The organism is Streptomyces sp. NRRL S-31, assembly GCF_000718775.1.
In the GTDB taxonomy this organism is placed as follows: domain Bacteria; phylum Actinomycetota; class Actinomycetes; order Streptomycetales; family Streptomycetaceae; genus Streptomyces.
Genome location: NZ_JOCB01000075.1, coordinates 1 through 18,274, shown reverse-complemented (window position 1 = coordinate 18,274; position 18,274 = coordinate 1). Strand labels below are relative to the sequence as shown.

The window sequence follows — 18,274 nt, the reverse complement described above, 5'->3', positions numbered from 1 at the left end:
GGACGACCATGCGTACGCTCTGCGCGTCGACCCTGCTCGGCGAGTTCTTCGTGATCGGTTTCGCCGGGCTCGTCGCCATGAAGGACCCGGACCTGTCCGGGTCGACGGTGTGGCTGGTCAGCGGCATCGCCATGGTGCTGTGCCTGCTGCTGTGCGGTGTGGTGACCCGCCCCGGCGGGGTGGCCCTCGGCTGGGCCCTCCAGATCGCCCTGATCGCCTCCGGCGTCTTCGTCCCGACCATGTACTTCATGGGCGCGGTCTTCGCGGCCCTGTGGTGGGCTTCGGTGCACTTCGGGAGAAAGGTGGACGAGGCGAAGGCCCGCTTCGCGGCGCAGGCCGGGTCCTCCTCCTCCACGGCTGACGCTGCGTAACAGGCGCCCCGATACGCCCTGTAACCTCATCCCACCGCACCCCGCACGTCGCGTAAGGAGTCTCCCGTGAGCCAGCGCACCCTCGTCCTCCTCAAGCCCGACGCCGTCCGTCGTGGCCTGACCGGCGAGATCATCAGCCGGATCGAGCGCAAGGCCGGCTGGCAGATCACCGCGCTGGAGCTGCGCACCCTGGACCGCGGCACGCTGGAGCAGCACTACGGCGAGCACGTCGGCAAGCCGTTCTACGAGCCGCTGGTCGAGTTCATGTCCTCCGGCCCGGTCGTCGCCCTGATCGTGGAGGGCGAGCGGGTGATCGAGGGCGTGCGCGCGCTCGCCGGCCCGACCGACCCGATCGCCGCCCCGCCCGGCTCGATCCGCGGTGACTTCGGTGTGATCGTCCGGGAGAACCTGATCCACGCCTCGGACTCGGAGGAGTCCGCCGAGCGCGAGGTGAAGCTCTTCTTCCCGGGCCACGTGTAACCCGGACGACCCGAGGCCGGGGAATCGGGGGACCGCTCCCGGGCCTCGTTCTTCCCGGCATGAGTACCGGCGATTGAGGGAACGCGCGTCCCCGAACGCCCGTCTCCACAAGCGGGGCGGCACGCCATCCGGTGACAATGGCGGAGACCCTCGCGCAGTGTTCGTGCAGGCGCGTTTACGATGGAAGCCTTCACGTCACAGCACCCGCCTCGCCGACCTGATATGCCCTCACATACGCAGGCCGGCCAGATGAATCCGGATGGGGAACTCAATGTCGTTCATCGGCCGTGACATGGCTGTCGACCTCGGGACCGCCAACACGCTGGTGTACGTCAGGGGTCGCGGGATCGTCCTGAACGAGCCGTCCGTCGTGGCGATCAACACCAACACGGGTGGGATCCTCGCGGTCGGTGCCGAAGCGAAGAAGATGATCGGCCGGACCCCGGGCAACATCGTGGCCGTCCGCCCGCTGAAGGACGGCGTCATCGCCGACTTCGAGATCACCGAGCGGATGCTCCGCTACTTCATCCTGAAGATCCACAAGCGGCGGTACCTGGCCCGGCCGCGGGTCGTCGTCTGCGTGCCCTCCGGCATCACGGGCGTCGAGCGCCGCGCGGTCATCGAGGCGTCCTCGCAGGCGGGCGCCCGCCAGGTGCACATCATCGAGGAACCCATGGCCGCCGCCATCGGCTCCGGACTGCCGGTCCACGAGGCCACGGGCAACATGGTGGTGGACATCGGCGGCGGCACCACGGAGGTCGCGGTCATCTCGCTCGGCGGCATCGTCACCGCCCAGTCCATCCGGGTCGCCGGCGACGAGCTGGACAACGCGATCATCCAGTACATCAAGAAGGAGTACAGCCTTCTGCTGGGCGAGCGCACCGCCGAACAGATCAAGATCACCATCGGTTCGGCGTACGACCTCGACAGCGACGAGCACACCGAAGTGCGCGGCCGGGACCTGGTGTCCGGGCTGCCGAAGACCGTCGTCATCTCGGCGGCCGAGGTCCGCAAGGCGATCGAGGAACCGGTCAACGCGATCGTGGACGCCGTGAAGACCACCCTCGACAAGTGCCCGCCGGAGCTGTCCGGCGACATCATGGACCGCGGAATCGTTCTGACCGGCGGCGGAGCACTGCTGCGCGGTCTCGACGAGCGGCTGCGGCGGGAGACCGGAATGCCGATCCACATCGCCGAGGACCCGCTGGACAGCGTCGCGCTCGGTTCCGGAAAGTGCGTCGAGGAGTTCGAGGCACTCCAGCAGGTTCTGGACGCCCAGCCGCGCAGATGACGCGACTCTTCGATTCCGCCGTACGAGACGTTCTCCTCTCGTGCGGCGGATCGTTGATATAGAGGCATAAGCTCCCCCAAATGGGCCGCTCCGGTTTGCGCCGCACCATTCGCGTTTTCCAGAGGCCCGACGAATTCCTACTTGAGGAAGGGCACGGCCGCCGCACTGTGAGGGACACGAAAGAGAGCCGGCTGCTCCTGGTCCTGTTGGTCGCGATCGCGTTCGCGTTGATCACGGTGGACATCCGGGGAGGACGCAACTCCCCGGTCGACGGCGCCCGGCACGCCGCCGCGGCGGTGTTCGGCCCGGTCGAGGACGGGCTGTCCTCCGCGGTCGACCCGGTCGGCAACGCCGTCTCCGCCGTCCGCGACTCCGGCGGCCGGCACGACCGGCTCGCCGCGCTGGAGAAGGAGAACGCGGCCCTCAAGGCCAAGCTGGGCAGCGACGACCGCAACCGCAGCCGCCTGGAGCAACTCGACAAGCTGATGAAGATCGCCGGCGAGGGGCAGTACGGCATCAAGGGCGCCCAGGTCATCGCCATAGGGTCGGCACAGGGCTTCTCCTGGACCATCACCATCGACGCGGGCGCCGACGACGGCATCAAGCGGGACATGACCGTCCTCAACGGCGACGGCCTCGTCGGCCGCGTCACCACCGTCGGCCCCGGCACCTCCACCGTGCTGCTCGCCAACGACCCGGACTTCACCGTCGGCACCCGGATGGAGGGTGACGACGAACTCGGCTTCGCCTCCGGCCAGGGCGACCGCCCGCTGCGCGTCGAACTGCTCAACGGCAAGGCGGAGGTGAAGAAGGGCGACCGGCTCGTCACCTTCGGCTCGCAGGCCGACCGGCCGTTCGTGCCCGGCGTCCCGGTCGGCGTGGTCTCCCGCGTCGACCCCTCCGGCGGCGGACTCACCCGCACGCTCAGCGTCACCCCGTACGTCGGCTTCACCAAGCTCGACATCGTCGGTGTGGTCGTGCAGGCCCCGAAGAAGGACCCGCGGGACACCGTGCTCCCGGCCAAGCCGAAGCCGGTCCCGACGCCGACGGTGACCGTCACGGTCACCCCGTCGGCCGGTGCGCCCGGCACGGGCACCGACACCGCGACCGCCACCGACGAGCAGCAGTAGGAGCCGTATCCCATGCGTGTCAACCGGATCGTGCTCTCCACCGCGCTGATCGTCGTGGCCCTGGTGATCCAGGTCAGCGTCCTCGCGCGGCTGCACCTGCCCGGCGCGGTGCCCGACCTGCTGCTGCTCACCGTCCTCGGCCTGGCGATGGTGTACGGCCATGTCGGCGGCGCCCTCGTCGGGTTCGGCGCCGGCCTGCTCGCCGACCTGGCGCCGCCCGCCGACCACGCGGCCGGCCGCTACGCCCTGGTGCTGTGCGTCACCGGCTACTTCGCCGGGCTCGTCCGGCCGGAGAACGGCCGGCTGAAGTCGGCGACCGGCCCGATGGCCGTCGTGGTCGCCGCCGCCGTCGGCTCCACCCTGCTCTACGCCGGGGTGGGCGCCCTGGTCGGCGACACCGCCGCCCGCCATGTCGGCCTGACCGGGCTGCTGTTCTCCGCCGCCCTGTACGACCTGCTGCTCGCCCCGTTCGTGGTCCCCGGGGTCATGTGGCTGGCCCGCCGCTCCGACAACGACCCGCTCACCGAGAGCGGGCCCGCGGCCAAGGCCGGTGACATCTCCTCCGGCTGGCTCTCCTCGGGCACCGGCCTGCGCATCGGCGGCCAGCGCGGCGGCCTCGGCGCGCTGAAGGCCAAGGCCCGCACCCGTTCCGCCCGGGTCGGCCGCATCAAGGGGGTCAAGCGGCTGTGAACGCCGGGAGGTTCACCCGAACGAGGCGGCTCTCCCGGAACGCGGGCTCACAGGCCGGTCGTTCATCATGCGGAGACGCGCGGGCGGTCCGCACACCGGTGCCCCGCGTGCGACCACCGCGCGCACATCCGCATCCCGTACGTCCGCGACCGGTGAGACCGCGTTCCGTACCGCCGCGTTCCGTACCGCCGTATTCCGTACGTCCGCACGACACGCGTCCGCACCACGTGCACCCGCACAGCGCGCATCCATACCGCGCGCGTCCGTACCGCGCACAGACGTCCACGCACTGAGAGGGGGAGACAGCCGCAGTGACCAACATCCCCGAGACCGGACGGACCCCACGGGTCCAGATCCGGCTCGTCGTGATCCAGATCCTCGTCCTGTCCCTCCTCGGCACGCTCGGCGGCCGGCTGTGGTACCTCCAGATCCGGGAGGGCGCGGAGTACCAGAAGAAGGCGTCCGGCAACCACGTCCAGCAGGTGGTCGACGCCGCCGTGCGCGGCGACATCCTGGACGCCCGCGGTGTGCCCCTCGCGGACAACGAGACCCGCCTGGTGGTCTCCGCCTCCCGCACCGACCTGCTCAAGCAGCGGGACGGCGGCAAGGCCGTCCTCGCCAAGCTGGCCGGCGTCCTCGGCATGAGCGCCACCGAGGTCGCGCGGAAGGTCCGGCTGTGCGACGCCAAGACCCCCCAGCCCTGCTGGAACGGCTCGCCCTACCAGCCGATCCCCATCACCGACGAGGCCACGGCCAAGCAGGCCCTCCAGATCCGTGAGCGCTCCGAGGACTTCCCCGGGATCACCGCCGAGCCCGAGGCCGTCCGGCGCTACCCGGCCCCCGGCAAGTCCAACACCGCGCAGGTGCTGGGCTACCTCTCGCCCGTCACCGACGACGAGATCCAGCAGGCCAAGGACAGCGACTCGCCCTACCTCCGCTCCGACATGGTCGGACGCTCCGGCCTGGAGCGGACGTACGACAAGGTGCTGCGCGGCAAGGCCGGCGTCACCCGCTACGAGGTGGACAACCTCGGCCGGGTCATCGGCAAGGCCGAGTCGGACGCGGCCGAGCCCGGTTCGAATCTGGTCACCAGCATCGACTCCCGGGTCCAGCGGGTCGCGGAGTACGAGCTGGACAAGGCGATGAAGGTCGCCCGCCAGCAGTTCGACAAGATCACCGGGACGAACTACAAGGCCGACTCCGGCGCCGTCGTGGTGATGGAGGCCAAGACCGGCCGGATCGTCGCCATGGCCTCCGCACCGACGTACGACCCGAACGTCTGGGTCGGCGGCATCTCCGCCAAGGACTACAAGGCCCTCACCGGCAAGGACTCGGACTACCCGCTGCTCAACCGGGCCATACAGGGTCAGGCCGCGCCCGGCTCGACGTTCAAGGTGGTCTCCACGGCCGCCGCCGTCGAGGCCGGCTACCCCTTCGACGGCAGTTACCCGTGCACCAGCTCCTACTCGGTGGGCGGCCAGGTCTTCAAGAACTTCGAGGGCGAGAACTTCGGCCCCATCTCCCTCGGCCGCGCCCTGGAGGTCTCCTGCGACACCGTCTTCTACGGCCTCGCGGACAAGGAGTGGAAGAAGGACGGCGGCATCAACCCCAAGAAGGGCCAGCCGAAGGACTACTTCTACAAGGCCGCCCACCAGTTCGGCCTCGGCAGCGAGACCGGCGTCGACCTGCCCAACGAGGTCACCGGCCGGGTGCCGGACCGCCGTTGGAAGCTGGACTACTGGAAGGCCAACAAGGACGCCTGGTGCCGATCCGGCAAGAAGGACGGCTCCTACGTCGAGAAGATCGCCTACGAGAACTGCCTCGAGGGCAACAAGATGCGCGAGGGCGACTCGATCAACTACTCCATCGGCCAGGGTGACACGCTCGTCACCCCGATCCAGGAGGCGGTGATCTACGGCGCCGTCGCCAACGGCGGCACGATGTACCGGCCGACCATCGGCAAGGCGATCATCAGCGCCGACGGCAGGACCGTGCGGGAGATCAAGCCGAAGAAGCGCGGGAAGCTGCCGGTCAGCCAGGCCACCCTCAAGGGCATGGACGACGCCTTCGCGGGCGTCATCACCCGCGGTACGGCGGCCTGGAAGTTCGGCGGCTGGCCACAGGACAAGATCCCGCTGCACGCCAAGACCGGTACGGCCGAGGTCTACGGCAAGCAGACCACGTCCTGGCTCGCCACCTACTCCAAGGACTACACGGTGATCATGACGATCGCCCAGGCCGGTACGGGTTCCGGCGCCTCCGGCGAGGCCGTGCGCAACATCTACAGCGCGCTCTACGGCGTCCAGGGCGACGGCTCCGTCGACGACAAGAAGGCGCTGCTGCCCCAGCCGCAGCAGGATCTGCCCAAGGTCCGCGCGGACGGCACCATCGCCGCCCCCAAGGTGGGCGGCGACCCGGCGAAGGACGCCGAGGCCGCCCAGAAGAACAACCCGACCAACGGCGACGACCAGCAGCCCGCGGGCACCACCGCCTCGCCCGGCACGGGCAACCGCGACACCCGCAGACGGCCCCGCGGCAGGGGCGGCCGGAGGATGCCCTCATGACCGGCGCGAACAGCTTCTCCGTCTCCGGGTACGGCCCCGAGCGGGCCGGCTGGACCAGGATCTTCGCCCGCGACTCGCTCACCCGCCGGCTGGACTGGCCCATGCTGCTGGCGGCCACCGCGCTGTCCCTGATGGGCTCCCTGCTGGTCTACTCGGCGACCCGAAACCGCACCGAGCTGAACCAGGGCGACCCGTACTACTTCCTGGCCCGCCATCTGATGAACCTCGGCATCGGGGTCGCCCTGATGACGGGCACGCTCTGGCTCGGCCACCGGGCCCTGCGCAACGCGGTGCCGATCCTCTACGGCCTGTCGGTGCTGCTCGCCCTGGTCGTCCTCACCCCGCTCGGCGCGACGATCAACGGCCAGCGCAACTGGCTCGTCATCGGCGGCTTCTCGCTCCAGCCCGCCGAGTTCCTCAAGGTCTCGATCATCCTCGGCATGTCGATGCTGCTGGCCGCGCGGGTGGACGCGGGCGACAAGCCGTACCCCGACCACCGGACCGTCTTCCAGGCGCTGTGCCTGGCCACCGTACCGATCATGATCCTGCTGCTCATGCCGGACCTCGGCTCGGTGCTGGCCATGGTGGCGATCATCCTGGGCGTGCTGCTCGCCTCCGGCGCCTCCAACCGCTGGGTCTTCGGCCTGCTCCTCACCGGTGTGATCGGCTGCGTCGCGATCTGGCAGCTGCACATCCTGGACGAGTACCAGATCAACCGGTTCGCGGCCTTCGCCAACCCGGACCTGGACCCGTCGGGCGTCGGCTACAACACCAACCAGGCCCGCATCGCCATCGGCTCCGGCGGGCTCACCGGCGCCGGCCTCTTCCACGGCTCGCAGACCACCGGCCAGTTCGTGCCCGAGCAGCAGACGGACTTCGTCTTCACGGTCGCGGGGGAGGAGCTGGGCTTCCTCGGCGCGGGCCTGATCATCTTCCTGCTCGGCGTCGTCCTGTGGCGTGCCTGCCGCATAGCGCGTGACTCGACCGAGCTGTACGGGACGATCGTGGCCGCCGGCATCGTCGCCTGGTTCGCCTTCCAGTCCTTCGAGAACATCGGCATGACCCTCGGCATCATGCCGGTCACCGGTCTGCCCCTGCCGTTCGTGTCGTACGGCGGCTCGTCCATGTTCGCGGTCTGGGTCGCGATCGGCCTGCTCCAGTCGATCAAGGTGCAGCGGCCGATGTCGGCGTGAACCACCGGGCACGGGAGGCAGCGGCGGCGGGAAGCGCAGGAGGACCGGTGGGAAGCCCGGCGGATGCCCGGCAGGAGCACGGCCGGCGGACGTTCGCCGGGGTGAAAGGCGGGGACTCCCGGCCCCTCACCCCCGGCGGCCCCTGCCGCACCGCCCTCCCGCCCACTAGATTCGGTGCATGGCGGATGCGAAACGCGAGATCGAGCGCAAATACGAATCCGACGAGAGCGGGCTGCCCGACCTGACCGGCACGGGCGGGGTGGCCGCGGTCCTCGACAAGGGCCTGGTCGACCTGGACGCGACGTACTACGACACCGCCGACGAACGCCTGGCCGCGGCCTCGCTCACGCTGCGCCGCCGCACCGGCGGCTCCGACGCCGGCTGGCACCTGAAGTTCCCGGTCGCCCCCGGAGTCCGCGACGAGATCCGGGCCCCGCTCTCCGACACCGTCCCCGAGGAGATCGCCGCCCTGGTCCGCTCCCGGGTCCGGGACCGCGCACTGGTTCCCCTGGTCCGGCTGCGCTCCGCCCGGGACGTCCGGCACCTGGTCGACACGGAGGGCACCCTGCTGGCCGAGGCGAGCGTCGACACCGTGACCGCCGAGCGGCTCACCGGCGCAGGCGGGGCCGCCCAGTGGACCGAGATCGAGGTGGAACTGGCCGACGGAGGCGACCCGGCCCTCCTCGACCAGCTGGAGAAACGGCTGCGCGCGGCGGGCGTACGACCGTCCGCCTCCCCGTCCAAACTGGCCCGCGCCCTGGAACAGACCGGGAGCCCCGCCGAGCACCGGCGCGGGAAGAAGCCCGCGCCGTCCGAGCCCGCCAAACCCGCCGAACGGGCCAAGCCCGCCAAGCCCGTGACGGCCGGCGACCACGTCCTCGCCTACCTCCGCGCCCAGCGCGACGCACTGGTCGAACTCGACCCCGCCGTCCGCCGTGACCTCCCCGACGCGGTGCACCGCATGCGGGTCGCCACCCGCCGCGCCCGCAGCACCCTGCGCACCTTCACCGGCATCCTCGACCGCGCCGTCACCGGCCCCGTCGGCGCCGACCTGAAGTGGCTCGCCGGCGAGCTGGGCGTCGACCGCGACCAGGAGGTGCTGGCCGACCGCCTGCTGACCGCCCTCGACGCCCTCCCGCCCGACCTCGTCACCGGCCCCGTCCGCGAACGCCTCACCGCCTGGGCCGACGCCCGGCACGGCGGCGCCCACGCCCATCTGACCGGCATCCTCGACTCCCGTCGCTACCTGGCCCTGCTGGACGCCCTGGACAGCCTGCTCGCCGACCCGCCGCTGCGCGGGGCGGCCGGCGGAAAGCCCGGCAAGGCGCTCGCCAAGGCCGTGCGCAAGGACGAGAAGAAGCTGAAAGCCAAGATGGAGCACGCGCTCGACCAGCCGGCGGGGAAGGACCGCGACCTCGCCCTGCACGAGGCCCGCAAGAAGGCCAAGCGCACCCGGTACGCCGCGGAGGCCGCCACCGAGGCCCTCGGCGCCGACGCCCGCTTGCTCAGCCGGGCCATGAAATCCCTGACCACCCTGCTCGGCGACCACCAGGACAGCGTCATGGCCCGCCGCGCCCTGCGCGAACTCGCGGCGGTGGCCCACGCGGCGGGGGAGAGCGCGTTCACGTACGGGCTGCTGTACGGCAGGGAGGAGGCGCGGGCGGCGCGGCTGGAGGAGGAGCTGCCCGGGCGCTGGAAGGAGGCCAGGGCCCAGGCGACCGGCTGAGCGTTCGGGGGAGGCCGCCGGGCGGGTTACGCTTGATGGTCACCCCTGTCAGCTCACGAAGGTTCGCGAGATGCCTGCCGAAGCCGCCGAGTCGGTGTTCCCGCAGCTCGAAGCACTGCTCCCGCATGTGCAGAAGCCCATCCAGTACGTCGGCGGAGAGCTCAATTCCACGGTGAAGCCGTGGGACGAGTGCGATGTCCGCTGGGCGCTCATGTACCCCGACGCCTATGAGGTCGGTCTGCCCAACCAGGGCGTCATGATCCTCTACGAGGTCCTCAACGAGCAGGCGGGCGTGCTCGCCGAGCGCACGTACAGCGTCTGGCCGGACCTGGAAGCGCTGATGCGCGAGCACGGCGTCCCCCAGTTCACGGTGGACAGCCACCGCCCGGTGAAGTCCTTCGACGTGTTCGGCCTCAGCTTCTCCACGGAGCTGGGCTACACCAACATGCTCACCGCGCTGGACCTCGCGGGCATCCCGCTGGAGTCCCGGGACCGCACGGTCGACGACCCGATCGTCCTGGCCGGCGGCCACGCCGCCTTCAACCCGGAGCCGATCGCCGACTTCATCGACGCGGCGGTCATCGGCGACGGCGAGCAGGCCGTCCTGGACATGACCCGGATCATCCGCGAGTGGAAGGCGGAGGGCCGCCCCGGCGGCCGCGAGGAGGTCCTCCTCCGCCTGGCGAAGACGGGCGGGGTGTACATCCCGGCGTTCTACGACGTCGAGTACCTGCCCGACGGCCGGATCGCCCGCGTCGTGCCCAACAGGTCGGGCGTCCCGTGGCGCGTGTCCAAGCACACCGTCATGGACCTGGACGAGTGGCCGTACCCCAAGCAGCCGCTGGTCCCCCTGGCCGAGACGGTCCACGAGCGGATGTCGGTGGAGATCTTCCGCGGCTGCACCCGCGGCTGCCGCTTCTGCCAGGCCGGCATGATCACCCGCCCGGTCCGCGAGCGCTCCATCACCGGCATCGGCGAGATGGTCGACAAGGGCCTGAAGGCGACGGGCTTCGAGGAGGTGGGCCTGCTCTCCCTCTCCTCCGCCGACCACTCGGAGATCGGCGACATCGCCCGGGGCCTGGCGGACCGCTACGAGGACGACAAGATCGGCCTCTCGCTGCCCTCCACCCGCGTCGACGCCTTCAACATCGACCTGGCCAACGAGCTGACGAGGAACGGCCGCCGCTCGGGCCTGACCTTCGCCCCCGAGGGCGGCTCGGAGCGCATCCGCAAGGTCATCAACAAGATGGTCTCGGAGGACGACCTGATCCGCACGGTCGCCACCGCCTACGGCAACGGCTGGCGCCAGGTGAAGCTGTACTTCATGTGCGGCCTGCCGACGGAGACCGACGAGGACGTCCTCCAGATCGCCGACATGGCGACGCACGTCATCCAGAAGGGCCGCGAGGTCTCCGGCGCGAACGACATCCGCTGCACGGTCTCCATCGGCGGCTTCGTCCCCAAGCCGCACACCCCCTTCCAGTGGGCCCCGCAGCTCTCGGCGGAGGAGACGGACGCCCGGCTGGCCAAGCTCCGCGACAAGATCCGCGGCGACAAGAAGTACGGCCGCTCGATCGGCTTCCGCTACCACGACGGCAAGCCCGGCATCGTCGAGGGCCTCCTCTCCCGCGGCGACCGCCGCATCGGCGCCGTCATCCGCGCGGTCTACGAGGACGGCGGCCGCTTCGACGGCTGGCGCGAGCACTTCTCCTACGACCGCTGGATGGCCTGCGCCGACAAGGCCCTCGCCCCCTTCGGCGTGGACGTCGACTGGTACACCACCCGCGAGCGCACCTACGAGGAGGTCCTGCCCTGGGACCACCTCGACTCCGGCCTGGACAAGGACTGGCTCTGGGAGGACTGGCAGGACGCCCTCGACGAGACGGAGGTCGAGGACTGCCGCTGGACACCGTGCTTCGACTGCGGGGTGTGCCCGCAGATGGACACCCAGATCCAGATCGGCCCGACCGGCAAGAAGCTGCTGCCGCTGACGGTCAAGAACACGGGCCCGACGCCGGCGGCGAGCGGGCACACGCACTGAGGTGAGCGAGGCACTCGATCGGGTGGCGCCGCAGGAGCTCCCTCGCACGCAGGCGATGTGACGACCATGAGCGCCCCCTTCGCTTTGGAGGGGGCGCACTGGTGTCGTGACCTGCCGGAAGAACCGGTGCACGTTGCCTTTGGCAAGTTGATGTCCGCACCAGCGATTGCTGGTTAAAGTCGTTTGGTTACTACTGGTTGTGGGGGCAATCAGAGCTTGGTCGGCTGCGCCCGACATCCTGGGGAGGGCCTGTAGCGCATGAGTCGTCGCTCTGCTGGTTTTGTCGGTGCCTGGGCAGAAGTGCAGCGTGAGCACCAGCGTCAAGTGGAAGCCGAAGCCAGACGGCGCCGGGAAGAGGCACGGCAGGCGCGGGCCTGTCAACGACGTGCCACGCAGGAGTACCGGCAGTACCGGCAGGCAGAGGCGAGGCGACGCACGGAGGAGCTGGACGCGCAGGTCGCCACCTTGCAAGGGCTGCTGACCGCGGGCTGCCAGGCGCCGGCCTTCAGAGCCTCGTCCCTGATGCGTGCGGAAGAGATCCCGCCGTTCGACCCGGGACAGCTCGCCTGGCCCGTGCGCATGCCGGATCCCAGCCAATACCAGGCGCAGGGAGGTTGGACTGCAAACCGGCGTGCACAGGCCCAGGCGGAGGCAGAGGCTCGGTTCGAACGGGACTGGCACGCCGCGCAAGCTGCCGAAGCACAGCGACAGCAGCAGCTGGCGGCCCTCCAGAGGGACTATGAGCAGAGGACTGGGGCCCAGCGGGCGGAGGTGCGTCGGCACAACGCCGGCATCGTCGAGGTGACCGAGGGCGTGAGGCGGGGAGACCCTGACTCCGTGGTCGAGTACTTCTCAGCGGCTCTCTACTCGTCGACTGCTTGGCCGGAAGGGTTTCCTCGGCAGGTCGCGGCAGCCTTCGACGCGGCGGCGCGGCAGCTTGTGCTGGACTGGGAGCTGCCCGGATACGACGTGGTCCCCGAGGCGAAATCCGTGAGGTACATGCCCGCCCAGGACGCGGACAAGGAAACCGCACGTTCTGTTACCCAGCGTCGTGGGCTGTACCGAGAGGTGCTGGCGCAGAGCCTGCTGCTGGTCCTGCATCAGCTCTTCGCGGCGGACGAGTACGGCATCCTCGACTCGGTGGCCGTGAACGGCTTCGTCGACGCCCATGATCCGGCCACGGGCAGGCGAACACACATCTTCCTTGCGACCGTCATGGCCCAGCGGGCGGCGTACACCGGCCTGCACCTGGAACAGGTGGACGCGGTCAGCTGTCTGACCGACGCGTTGAGGGGCCAGCTCGCGTCCCGCCCTGATCAGCTCGCCTCCGTACGCCCGGGCCGGAAGCCTCAGGACGTCGGAAACCATGTCGTCGCGCACGGCGGTGATGAGGAGCCGGATCTATACGACATGGACCCGATCGAATTCGAGTCGCTCGTTGCCGACCTGTTCCGCGCCATGGGCATGCAGGCTGTGACGACCCAGCGCTCGAATGACGGCGGCGTGGATGTCGACGCGCTGGACCCGACGCCCATCCGAGGCGGCAAGATCGTCGTACAGGTGAAGCGCTACCGCAGCACAGTGCCGCCTACCGCGGTACGTGACCTGTACGGAACGGTCCAGGACGTCGGCGCCAACAAGGGAGTGCTGGTGACCACGGCGGGCTTCGGCCCCGGCTCACACACATTCGCCCGGGGCAAGCCCTTGGAGCTCATCTCGGGCGGTGAACTCGTCGACCTGCTGCACCGGCACGGGCTTCGTGGGCGCCTGGGGGAGGGGGGACGAGCGACTCCAGGGCAGCCGTCGCCGTCCAGTCCTGCAACAGCACCCGACAACCACAACGTGTTGGGCATGACGTGGTCCGGCAGTGTCGCACTGGACGTATGTGCTCTCGTCTGCCGTGGCAACCGAGTCCTGAGCGAAGACCACTTCGTCTTCTTCAACAACCCGCAGGCCCCGGACGGCTCGGTGCGCACAGTGCCGGCTGCGGCACCGGACAAGGCAGCGCTCCGCGTTTCCTTCGACGCGCTGCCGGAAGCGGCTGATCGGTTCGTGCTCGCGGCGGCCGTTGATCCGGAGGTGAACCCGGACGCCGACCTATCCGGATTCACCGATGCATGTATCCGGTTGCTGGACCCGGCAATGACTGAGCTCGGTCGACTCGAAGTCTCCGATGGCCGTTCCGGCGAGACCGCATTGGTGCTCGGCTCCTTCCGGCGCAGAACCAATGGCGACTGGGACTTCGTGCTTGGAGGGAAGGGGTACACAGGGGGGCTGGAGCAGCTCGTCCAGGAGTACGGCATCGAAGTCGAGTGACGACACGGGGCTCCTGCATAGTGCTGACCTCGTCCGTAGATGGACACCCAGATGTGGCAGTACCTCGGCGGGCTGCTGGAGGAACGCCACGGACGGCCGGGGGAGGACCTGTTGACCCGGCTGGCCAACGACGACGGGCCGGACGGGCGGATGACCGACGAGGAGATCATCGCCACCGTCAACCTGCTGCTGATCGCCGGCCACGAGACCACCGTCAACCTCATCACCAACGGCATGCTGACGCTGCTGCGCCACCCGCCGGTGCTCCGCCGACTGCGCGACGACCCGGACCTGGTCGTGCCGCTGGTCGAGGAACTGCTGCGGTACGAGCCTCCCGTGCACATCTTTCGCTGGCGGGCGGCGTACAGCGACATCAGCGTCGACGGCACCGTGATCCCGAAGGGCTCGCGGATCCTGCTCATGCCGGCCTCCGGCAGCCGCGATCCGAAGCGCTTCCGCGATCCCGACCGGTTCGACCCCGACCGGCGTGACGACCGGCACCTCGGCTTCGGCAGCGGCATCCATCTGTGCTTCGGCGGACCGCTCGCGCGGCGGGAGACCCAGATCGCGCTGGTGGAGCTGGTACGCAGGCTGGAGGAGCCCAGGCTGGTCGCCGATCCACCGCCCCAGCCCGGTGCTGCGCGGCCCGGTCCACCTGCACATCGAGCGGGACGCGGGCTGACGCCGCCGCACGGGAGCCGTCACGCCGGCCCGGGGCCCGGCGGCGTGGCGGCCGGTGCGGCCCGGGCGAAGCCGTGGTCGGCGAGGACCCGTTCACGATGGGCCGCGGGCAGCGACCGGATCGCGTGCGCCTCGTCCGCGACGGTCGTATCGAGGCAGACCGATTTCATGTGGTCTGATTCTTCTTCGCCGCGCCGCTCCGGAAAGGGCCGGCTGAAAGTGGGCGGCCGAAAAGGGCGGAATGAAGGTCCCGGCCGGTGAATTCAACGGGACCGGGCAGGCCGCACAAGCAGTGACCTGCGGGTTTTCGCATAAGGGTGGCGAATTCCCGCCGTACCGCCTACCGTTTGCCGCCGCACGGGCGCGTGCGGGAATTCCGGTTCCGGTTCCCCGGGAACCGGAGCCGGAAAAGTCACGCGCCGGTCCTCGTCACGGCATCCCGTCGTTCGGCCGGGGGCAGGCGTGGGCCCGGACGGGCGTCCGGGAGCGGAGGGGACCCGCGGAACGCCGGTTCCCGCAGGCCGCGGACGATCCGGCCGGATCCGAACGGGCGGTCCGCGCGTCTACCCCGGTATGGATCTCCAGAAGCCGCCGCCCCCGCCCCGCCGGCCCGAAGGGTGCCTCGTCGTCGCCGTCCGGCTCCCCGTGCGGATCGTCGTCCTGGTGCTGGTCGTGCCGGTGCGGATGGTGTGGGACGCGCTCGTCGTCACCGGGCGGCTGCTGCGGGACACCGTGCTCAGGCCGCTCGGGCGGGCCCTGCTGTGGACCGGCCGGGCCCTGTTCGTGTGGCCGTTCACGGCGCTGTGGCGTTACGTCCTGGCCCCCGCCGGCAGGGCGCTCGCCTGGCTGGTCCGCGCCCTCGCCGCCCTCGTCGTCGTACCCGCCGGCTGGCTCCACCGGTACGTCCTCACCCCCGTCGGGCGTGCCCTCGCCCTGCTGGCGCGCGGGGTGGGCGCCGTGCTCGCGTGGGTCCACGCGCGCGTGCTGGGCCCGGCCGGGCGCGGTCTGGCCCGGCTGCTGAAGGGCGTCGGCGCGGTGCTCGCCGCTCTCGGCCTCGGGGTGTACACGGCCGTCGCCTGGCTGGTCCGGTACCTGCTCGTCGTGCCCGCGCGGTGGCTGTACACCTGGGTCCTCACGCCCGTCGGCCGGGCCGTCGCCTGGTGCGTGCGCGGACTCGGGTGGCTGCTGGGCGTGCTCGTCACCGGTGCCGGCCTGGCCCTGTACCGGACGGCCCGGGTGCTGTTCGTGCTGCCCGCGCTCGCGCTGTGGCGCTGGGTGCTCGCGCCCGCCGGCCGGTTCCTGGTGTTCCTGCTGCGCGAGGTGGGGGACGCGTTCGGGCACGCCTGGCGGATCGCCGGGCGGATCTCACGGGCCGTCGGGCGGTTCCTCGGCACCCTCTTCCGGTGGATGGTCGCGGAGCCGGTGCGCTGGGTGTACCGGACCGTCCTCACCCCCGTCGGGCACGCCGTGCGGGACGCCGTCCTGCGCCCCGTCGCCGCTGGCGTGCGCGCGGCGGGCCGGGTCACCCGCGAGGCGCTGGCCGCGGCCCGCGACACGGCGCGGCAGGCCCGCGCCGAGTTCCGCCGGATGCTGTTCGGAACGTCCCCGGAGCCGGCCGCGGTGGACCGGCGGGAACCCGTGGCCCGCGACACACGTACTCTTGGTAGGAGTACGACCGCACTCACGAAGGACTAGGACACTGGGCAAGCGACAGCCCGAAGGCCCGCCGCCCGCACCCGCGGTGCAGCGCATCCGACTGCGCTACACCAAGCGCGGCCGCCTGAGGTTCACCAGCCACCGAGACTTCCAGCGCGCCTTCGAGCGTGCGTTGCGCCGTGCCGAGGTGCCGATGGCCTACTCGGCCGGGTTCACGCCGCATCCGAAGGTGTCGTACGCCAATGCCGCACCCACCGGCACGGGCAGTGAGGCGGAGTACCTGGAGATCGCGCTCACCGCACCGCGTGACCCCGAGACCCTGCGCGCCCTCCTCGACGAGTCGCTGCCCACCGGGCTCGACATCATCGAGGCGGTCGAGGCACGGACCTCGGGCCTCGCCGACCGGCTGACGGCCTCCGTCTGGGAGCTGCGGCTGGACGGCGTGGAAGCCGCCGACGCGGAGCGCGCGGTCGCGGCCTTCACGACGGCCGGTTCCGTCGAGGTGCAGCGGATGACCAAGAACGGCGTCCGCACCTTCGACGCCCGCCCCGCCGTGGCGAGCCTGGAAACGCACGGCTCACCGGCTGATAGGCCGACGGACCAGCCCTGTGCGATACTGCGGCTGGTTGTTCGGCACGTGACGCCTGCCGTACGACCCGACGACGTCCTGTCCGGTCTCCGCGCCGTGGCCGACCTGGCGCCGCCGGTCCCCGCAGCGGTGACCAGGCTGGCGCAGGGGCTGTTCGATGAAGAGACCGGCACGGTGACCGACCCGCTCGCGCCCGACCGCGAGGCAGCCGAGGCCCTGACGGCCGTACCGGCCGCCGCCGCGACGGCGCCGACGCCGGAAGGTCCCGCGTAGGGACGGACGCCGTAGCGCCGCCCTCGGACTCGGGAGCCACCTGGGTCGGGCAGCGCACCGACCAGAAGACTTTCGCCAGGCCGTACCGACAAGGCGTACGGAACCGGCGAGACAGGACACAGAGTGCTCCCGTGCGGCGCCCGCGCCCCGGACGGCGGCCACCGCGCATCGCGCGGGCCGCGGACGTCAACGGCGGCCGGTCCCCAGGGACCGGCGCCGGACCAGGTGCGGCGCCCGGGAGCCTGACGGGAGAAACGCCCGCATGCTCGAACCGACCGAACCCAACGAGGGTTCCGAACTGAACACTCCCAGCGACACCCTGCCGCCGCGCAGGCGCCGCCGGGCCGCTTCCCGGCCGGCGGGTCCGCCCGCCGCGACCGCGGAGGCGCCCGCCGAGGTCACCGTGCCGGCCATACCGGCCGCGGAGACCGAGGAGATCGCCGAGGACCCCGACGCTTCCGGCGCCGGGACGACCGAGGAGACGGCCGCCGAGACCCGGGTGACGGAAGAGTCCGCCGCCGAGGAGGTGCCCGCGCGTCCGCGTCGTCGGGCGACCCGTCGTGCGGCGGCGCCCGCCGGTTCCCCGGCTGCGGTCGAGGCCGCCGAGACCGTGGTCCCGGCCGCGTCCGCCGCCACCGAGCCGTCCGCCGCCCCCGTCGCCGAGGCCGGAGAGGTCGTCGTCGGCGAGGAGGCCGCCCCGCGCCGTACCCGCCGCCGGGCCACCCGCGGCGCGCCGTCGAGGCGGAGCAGTCGCAGGAGCCCGCCGCCGAGGAGGTGCCCGCGCGTCCGCGTCGTCGGGCGACCCGTCGTGCGGCGGCGCCCGCCGGTTCACCGACGACGGCCGAGGCCGCCGAGACGGTGGTTCCGGCCGCGTCCGCCGTCGAGGCATCCGTGGAGACCCAGGTGACGGAGGAGGCCGCCGAGGCCGCTCCCGCCGCGCGTCCCCGCGCGTCCGCGTCGTCGGGCGACCCGTCGTGCGGCGGCGCCCGCCGGTTCCCCGGCTGCGGTCGAGGCCGCCGAGACGGTCGTCCCGGCCGCGCCCGTCGCCGTCGAGGCTCCCGCCGTCGAGGCGGAGCGGTCGCAGGAGCCCGCCGCCGAGGAGGTGCCCGCGCGTCCGCGTCGTCGGGCCACCCGCCGCGCGTCCGCGCCAGCCGGTGCCCCGCAGGGTGCCGAGGAGGCGCCGGCCGTCGTCGCGGAGCCGGAGCCGCAGGCCGAGGCCGAGGAGGAGCAGGCGCCCGCCGCCGAGGAGGCCGCCCCGCGCCGTACCCGCCGC

At 71.3% G+C, this 18,274-nt stretch carries 14 protein-coding genes and 1 pseudogene; 14 read left to right on the top strand and 1 reads right to left on the bottom strand.

Annotated features, from left to right (window positions below; translation table 11 throughout):
• Positions 1–8: 8 nt before the first annotated feature.
• From IF37_RS0126505 to IF37_RS39715, 11 genes and pseudogenes are all read left to right on the top strand, one after another.
• Positions 9–371, top strand: a complete 363-nt coding sequence (locus tag IF37_RS0126505; protein WP_030747548.1) for a DUF4233 domain-containing protein — start codon at positions 9–11, stop codon at positions 369–371.
• Positions 372–437: 66 nt separating this feature from the next.
• The gene (gene ndk, locus IF37_RS0126500; protein WP_030747546.1) at positions 438–851 is read left to right on the top strand and encodes a nucleoside-diphosphate kinase; all 414 of its coding nucleotides are present in this window, start codon (positions 438–440) and stop codon (positions 849–851) included.
• 271 nt (positions 852–1,122) lie between these two features.
• Positions 1,123–2,142 (top strand): rod shape-determining protein, encoded by a 1,020-nt coding sequence (locus IF37_RS0126495; protein WP_020940056.1) that lies wholly within the window; start codon positions 1,123–1,125, stop codon positions 2,140–2,142.
• A 167-nt stretch (positions 2,143–2,309) separates the two neighbouring features.
• Positions 2,310–3,272 (top strand): rod shape-determining protein MreC, encoded by a 963-nt coding sequence (mreC, locus tag IF37_RS0126490; RefSeq protein ID WP_030747541.1) that lies wholly within the window; start codon positions 2,310–2,312, stop codon positions 3,270–3,272.
• A gap of 12 nt (positions 3,273–3,284) precedes the next feature.
• Complete coding sequence (gene mreD, locus IF37_RS0126485) at positions 3,285–3,962, top strand: rod shape-determining protein MreD (protein WP_030747538.1); 678 nt, start codon at positions 3,285–3,287, stop codon at positions 3,960–3,962.
• Between the two features lie 311 nt (positions 3,963–4,273).
• Positions 4,274–6,526 carry a penicillin-binding protein 2 gene (gene mrdA / locus IF37_RS0126480; RefSeq protein ID WP_030747536.1) on the top strand — a complete coding sequence of 751 codons (2,253 nt, stop codon included), beginning with the start codon at positions 4,274–4,276 and terminating at the stop codon, positions 6,524–6,526.
• Positions 6,523–7,719 (top strand): rod shape-determining protein RodA, encoded by a 1,197-nt coding sequence (rodA, locus tag IF37_RS0126475; protein WP_030747533.1) that lies wholly within the window; start codon positions 6,523–6,525, stop codon positions 7,717–7,719. Before mrdA ends, rodA begins: the two co-directional genes overlap by 4 nt.
• Positions 7,720–7,897: 178 nt before the next feature.
• Positions 7,898–9,445 (top strand): CYTH and CHAD domain-containing protein, encoded by a 1,548-nt coding sequence (locus tag IF37_RS0126470; protein WP_030747530.1) that lies wholly within the window; start codon positions 7,898–7,900, stop codon positions 9,443–9,445.
• Positions 9,446–9,515: 70 nt separating this feature from the next.
• Complete coding sequence (locus IF37_RS0126465) at positions 9,516–11,486, top strand: TIGR03960 family B12-binding radical SAM protein (RefSeq protein WP_030747527.1); 1,971 nt, start codon at positions 9,516–9,518, stop codon at positions 11,484–11,486.
• 258 nt (positions 11,487–11,744) lie between these two features.
• Positions 11,745–13,802 (top strand): restriction endonuclease, encoded by a 2,058-nt coding sequence (locus IF37_RS0126460; RefSeq protein ID WP_030747524.1) that lies wholly within the window; start codon positions 11,745–11,747, stop codon positions 13,800–13,802.
• Positions 13,803–13,850: 48 nt separating this feature from the next.
• Positions 13,851–14,484 (top strand): annotated as a pseudogene (locus IF37_RS39715) (cytochrome P450); the annotation flags it as partial.
• A gap of 19 nt (positions 14,485–14,503) precedes the next feature.
• On the opposite strand, the gene IF37_RS45965 reads toward IF37_RS39715, so the two are convergent.
• Positions 14,504–14,653 (bottom strand): hypothetical protein, encoded by a 150-nt coding sequence (locus IF37_RS45965; RefSeq protein WP_253915853.1) that lies wholly within the window; start codon positions 14,651–14,653, stop codon positions 14,504–14,506.
• Between the two features lie 403 nt (positions 14,654–15,056).
• On the opposite strand from IF37_RS45965, the gene IF37_RS0126445 reads away from it, so the two are divergent.
• From IF37_RS0126445 to IF37_RS46415, 3 genes are all read left to right on the top strand, one after another.
• The gene (locus IF37_RS0126445) at positions 15,057–16,178 is read left to right on the top strand and encodes a hypothetical protein (protein ID WP_030747522.1); all 1,122 of its coding nucleotides are present in this window, start codon (positions 15,057–15,059) and stop codon (positions 16,176–16,178) included.
• A 46-nt stretch (positions 16,179–16,224) separates the two neighbouring features.
• Positions 16,225–17,001, top strand: a complete 777-nt coding sequence (locus tag IF37_RS0126440; RefSeq protein ID WP_030747519.1) for a TIGR03936 family radical SAM-associated protein — start codon at positions 16,225–16,227, stop codon at positions 16,999–17,001.
• Positions 17,002–17,263: 262 nt separating this feature from the next.
• Positions 17,264–17,908 carry a hypothetical protein gene (locus tag IF37_RS46415; RefSeq protein ID WP_030747516.1) on the top strand — a complete coding sequence of 215 codons (645 nt, stop codon included), beginning with the start codon at positions 17,264–17,266 and terminating at the stop codon, positions 17,906–17,908.
• The last annotated feature ends 366 nt before the right edge of the window (positions 17,909–18,274 follow it).

Bases quoted from the DNA above. Each gene is read 5' to 3' on its own strand.
- IF37_RS0126505 (WP_030747548.1), top strand. From the start codon at position 9: ATGCGTACGCTCTGCGCGTCGACCCTGCTCGGCGAGTTCTTCGTGATC.
- IF37_RS0126495 (WP_020940056.1), top strand. From the start codon at position 1,123: ATGTCGTTCATCGGCCGTGACATGGCTGTCGACCTCGGGACCGCCAAC.
- mreD (WP_030747538.1), top strand. From the start codon at position 3,285: ATGCGTGTCAACCGGATCGTGCTCTCCACCGCGCTGATCGTCGTGGCC.
- rodA (WP_030747533.1), top strand. From the start codon at position 6,523: ATGACCGGCGCGAACAGCTTCTCCGTCTCCGGGTACGGCCCCGAGCGG.
- IF37_RS0126470 (WP_030747530.1), top strand. From the start codon at position 7,898: ATGGCGGATGCGAAACGCGAGATCGAGCGCAAATACGAATCCGACGAG.
- IF37_RS0126465 (WP_030747527.1), top strand. From the start codon at position 9,516: ATGCCTGCCGAAGCCGCCGAGTCGGTGTTCCCGCAGCTCGAAGCACTG.
- IF37_RS0126460 (WP_030747524.1), top strand. From the start codon at position 11,745: ATGAGTCGTCGCTCTGCTGGTTTTGTCGGTGCCTGGGCAGAAGTGCAG.
- IF37_RS45965 (WP_253915853.1), bottom strand. From the start codon at position 14,653: ATGAAATCGGTCTGCCTCGATACGACCGTCGCGGACGAGGCGCACGCG.
- IF37_RS0126445 (WP_030747522.1), top strand. From the start codon at position 15,057: ATGGATCTCCAGAAGCCGCCGCCCCCGCCCCGCCGGCCCGAAGGGTGC.
- IF37_RS46415 (WP_030747516.1), top strand. From the start codon at position 17,264: ATGCTCGAACCGACCGAACCCAACGAGGGTTCCGAACTGAACACTCCC.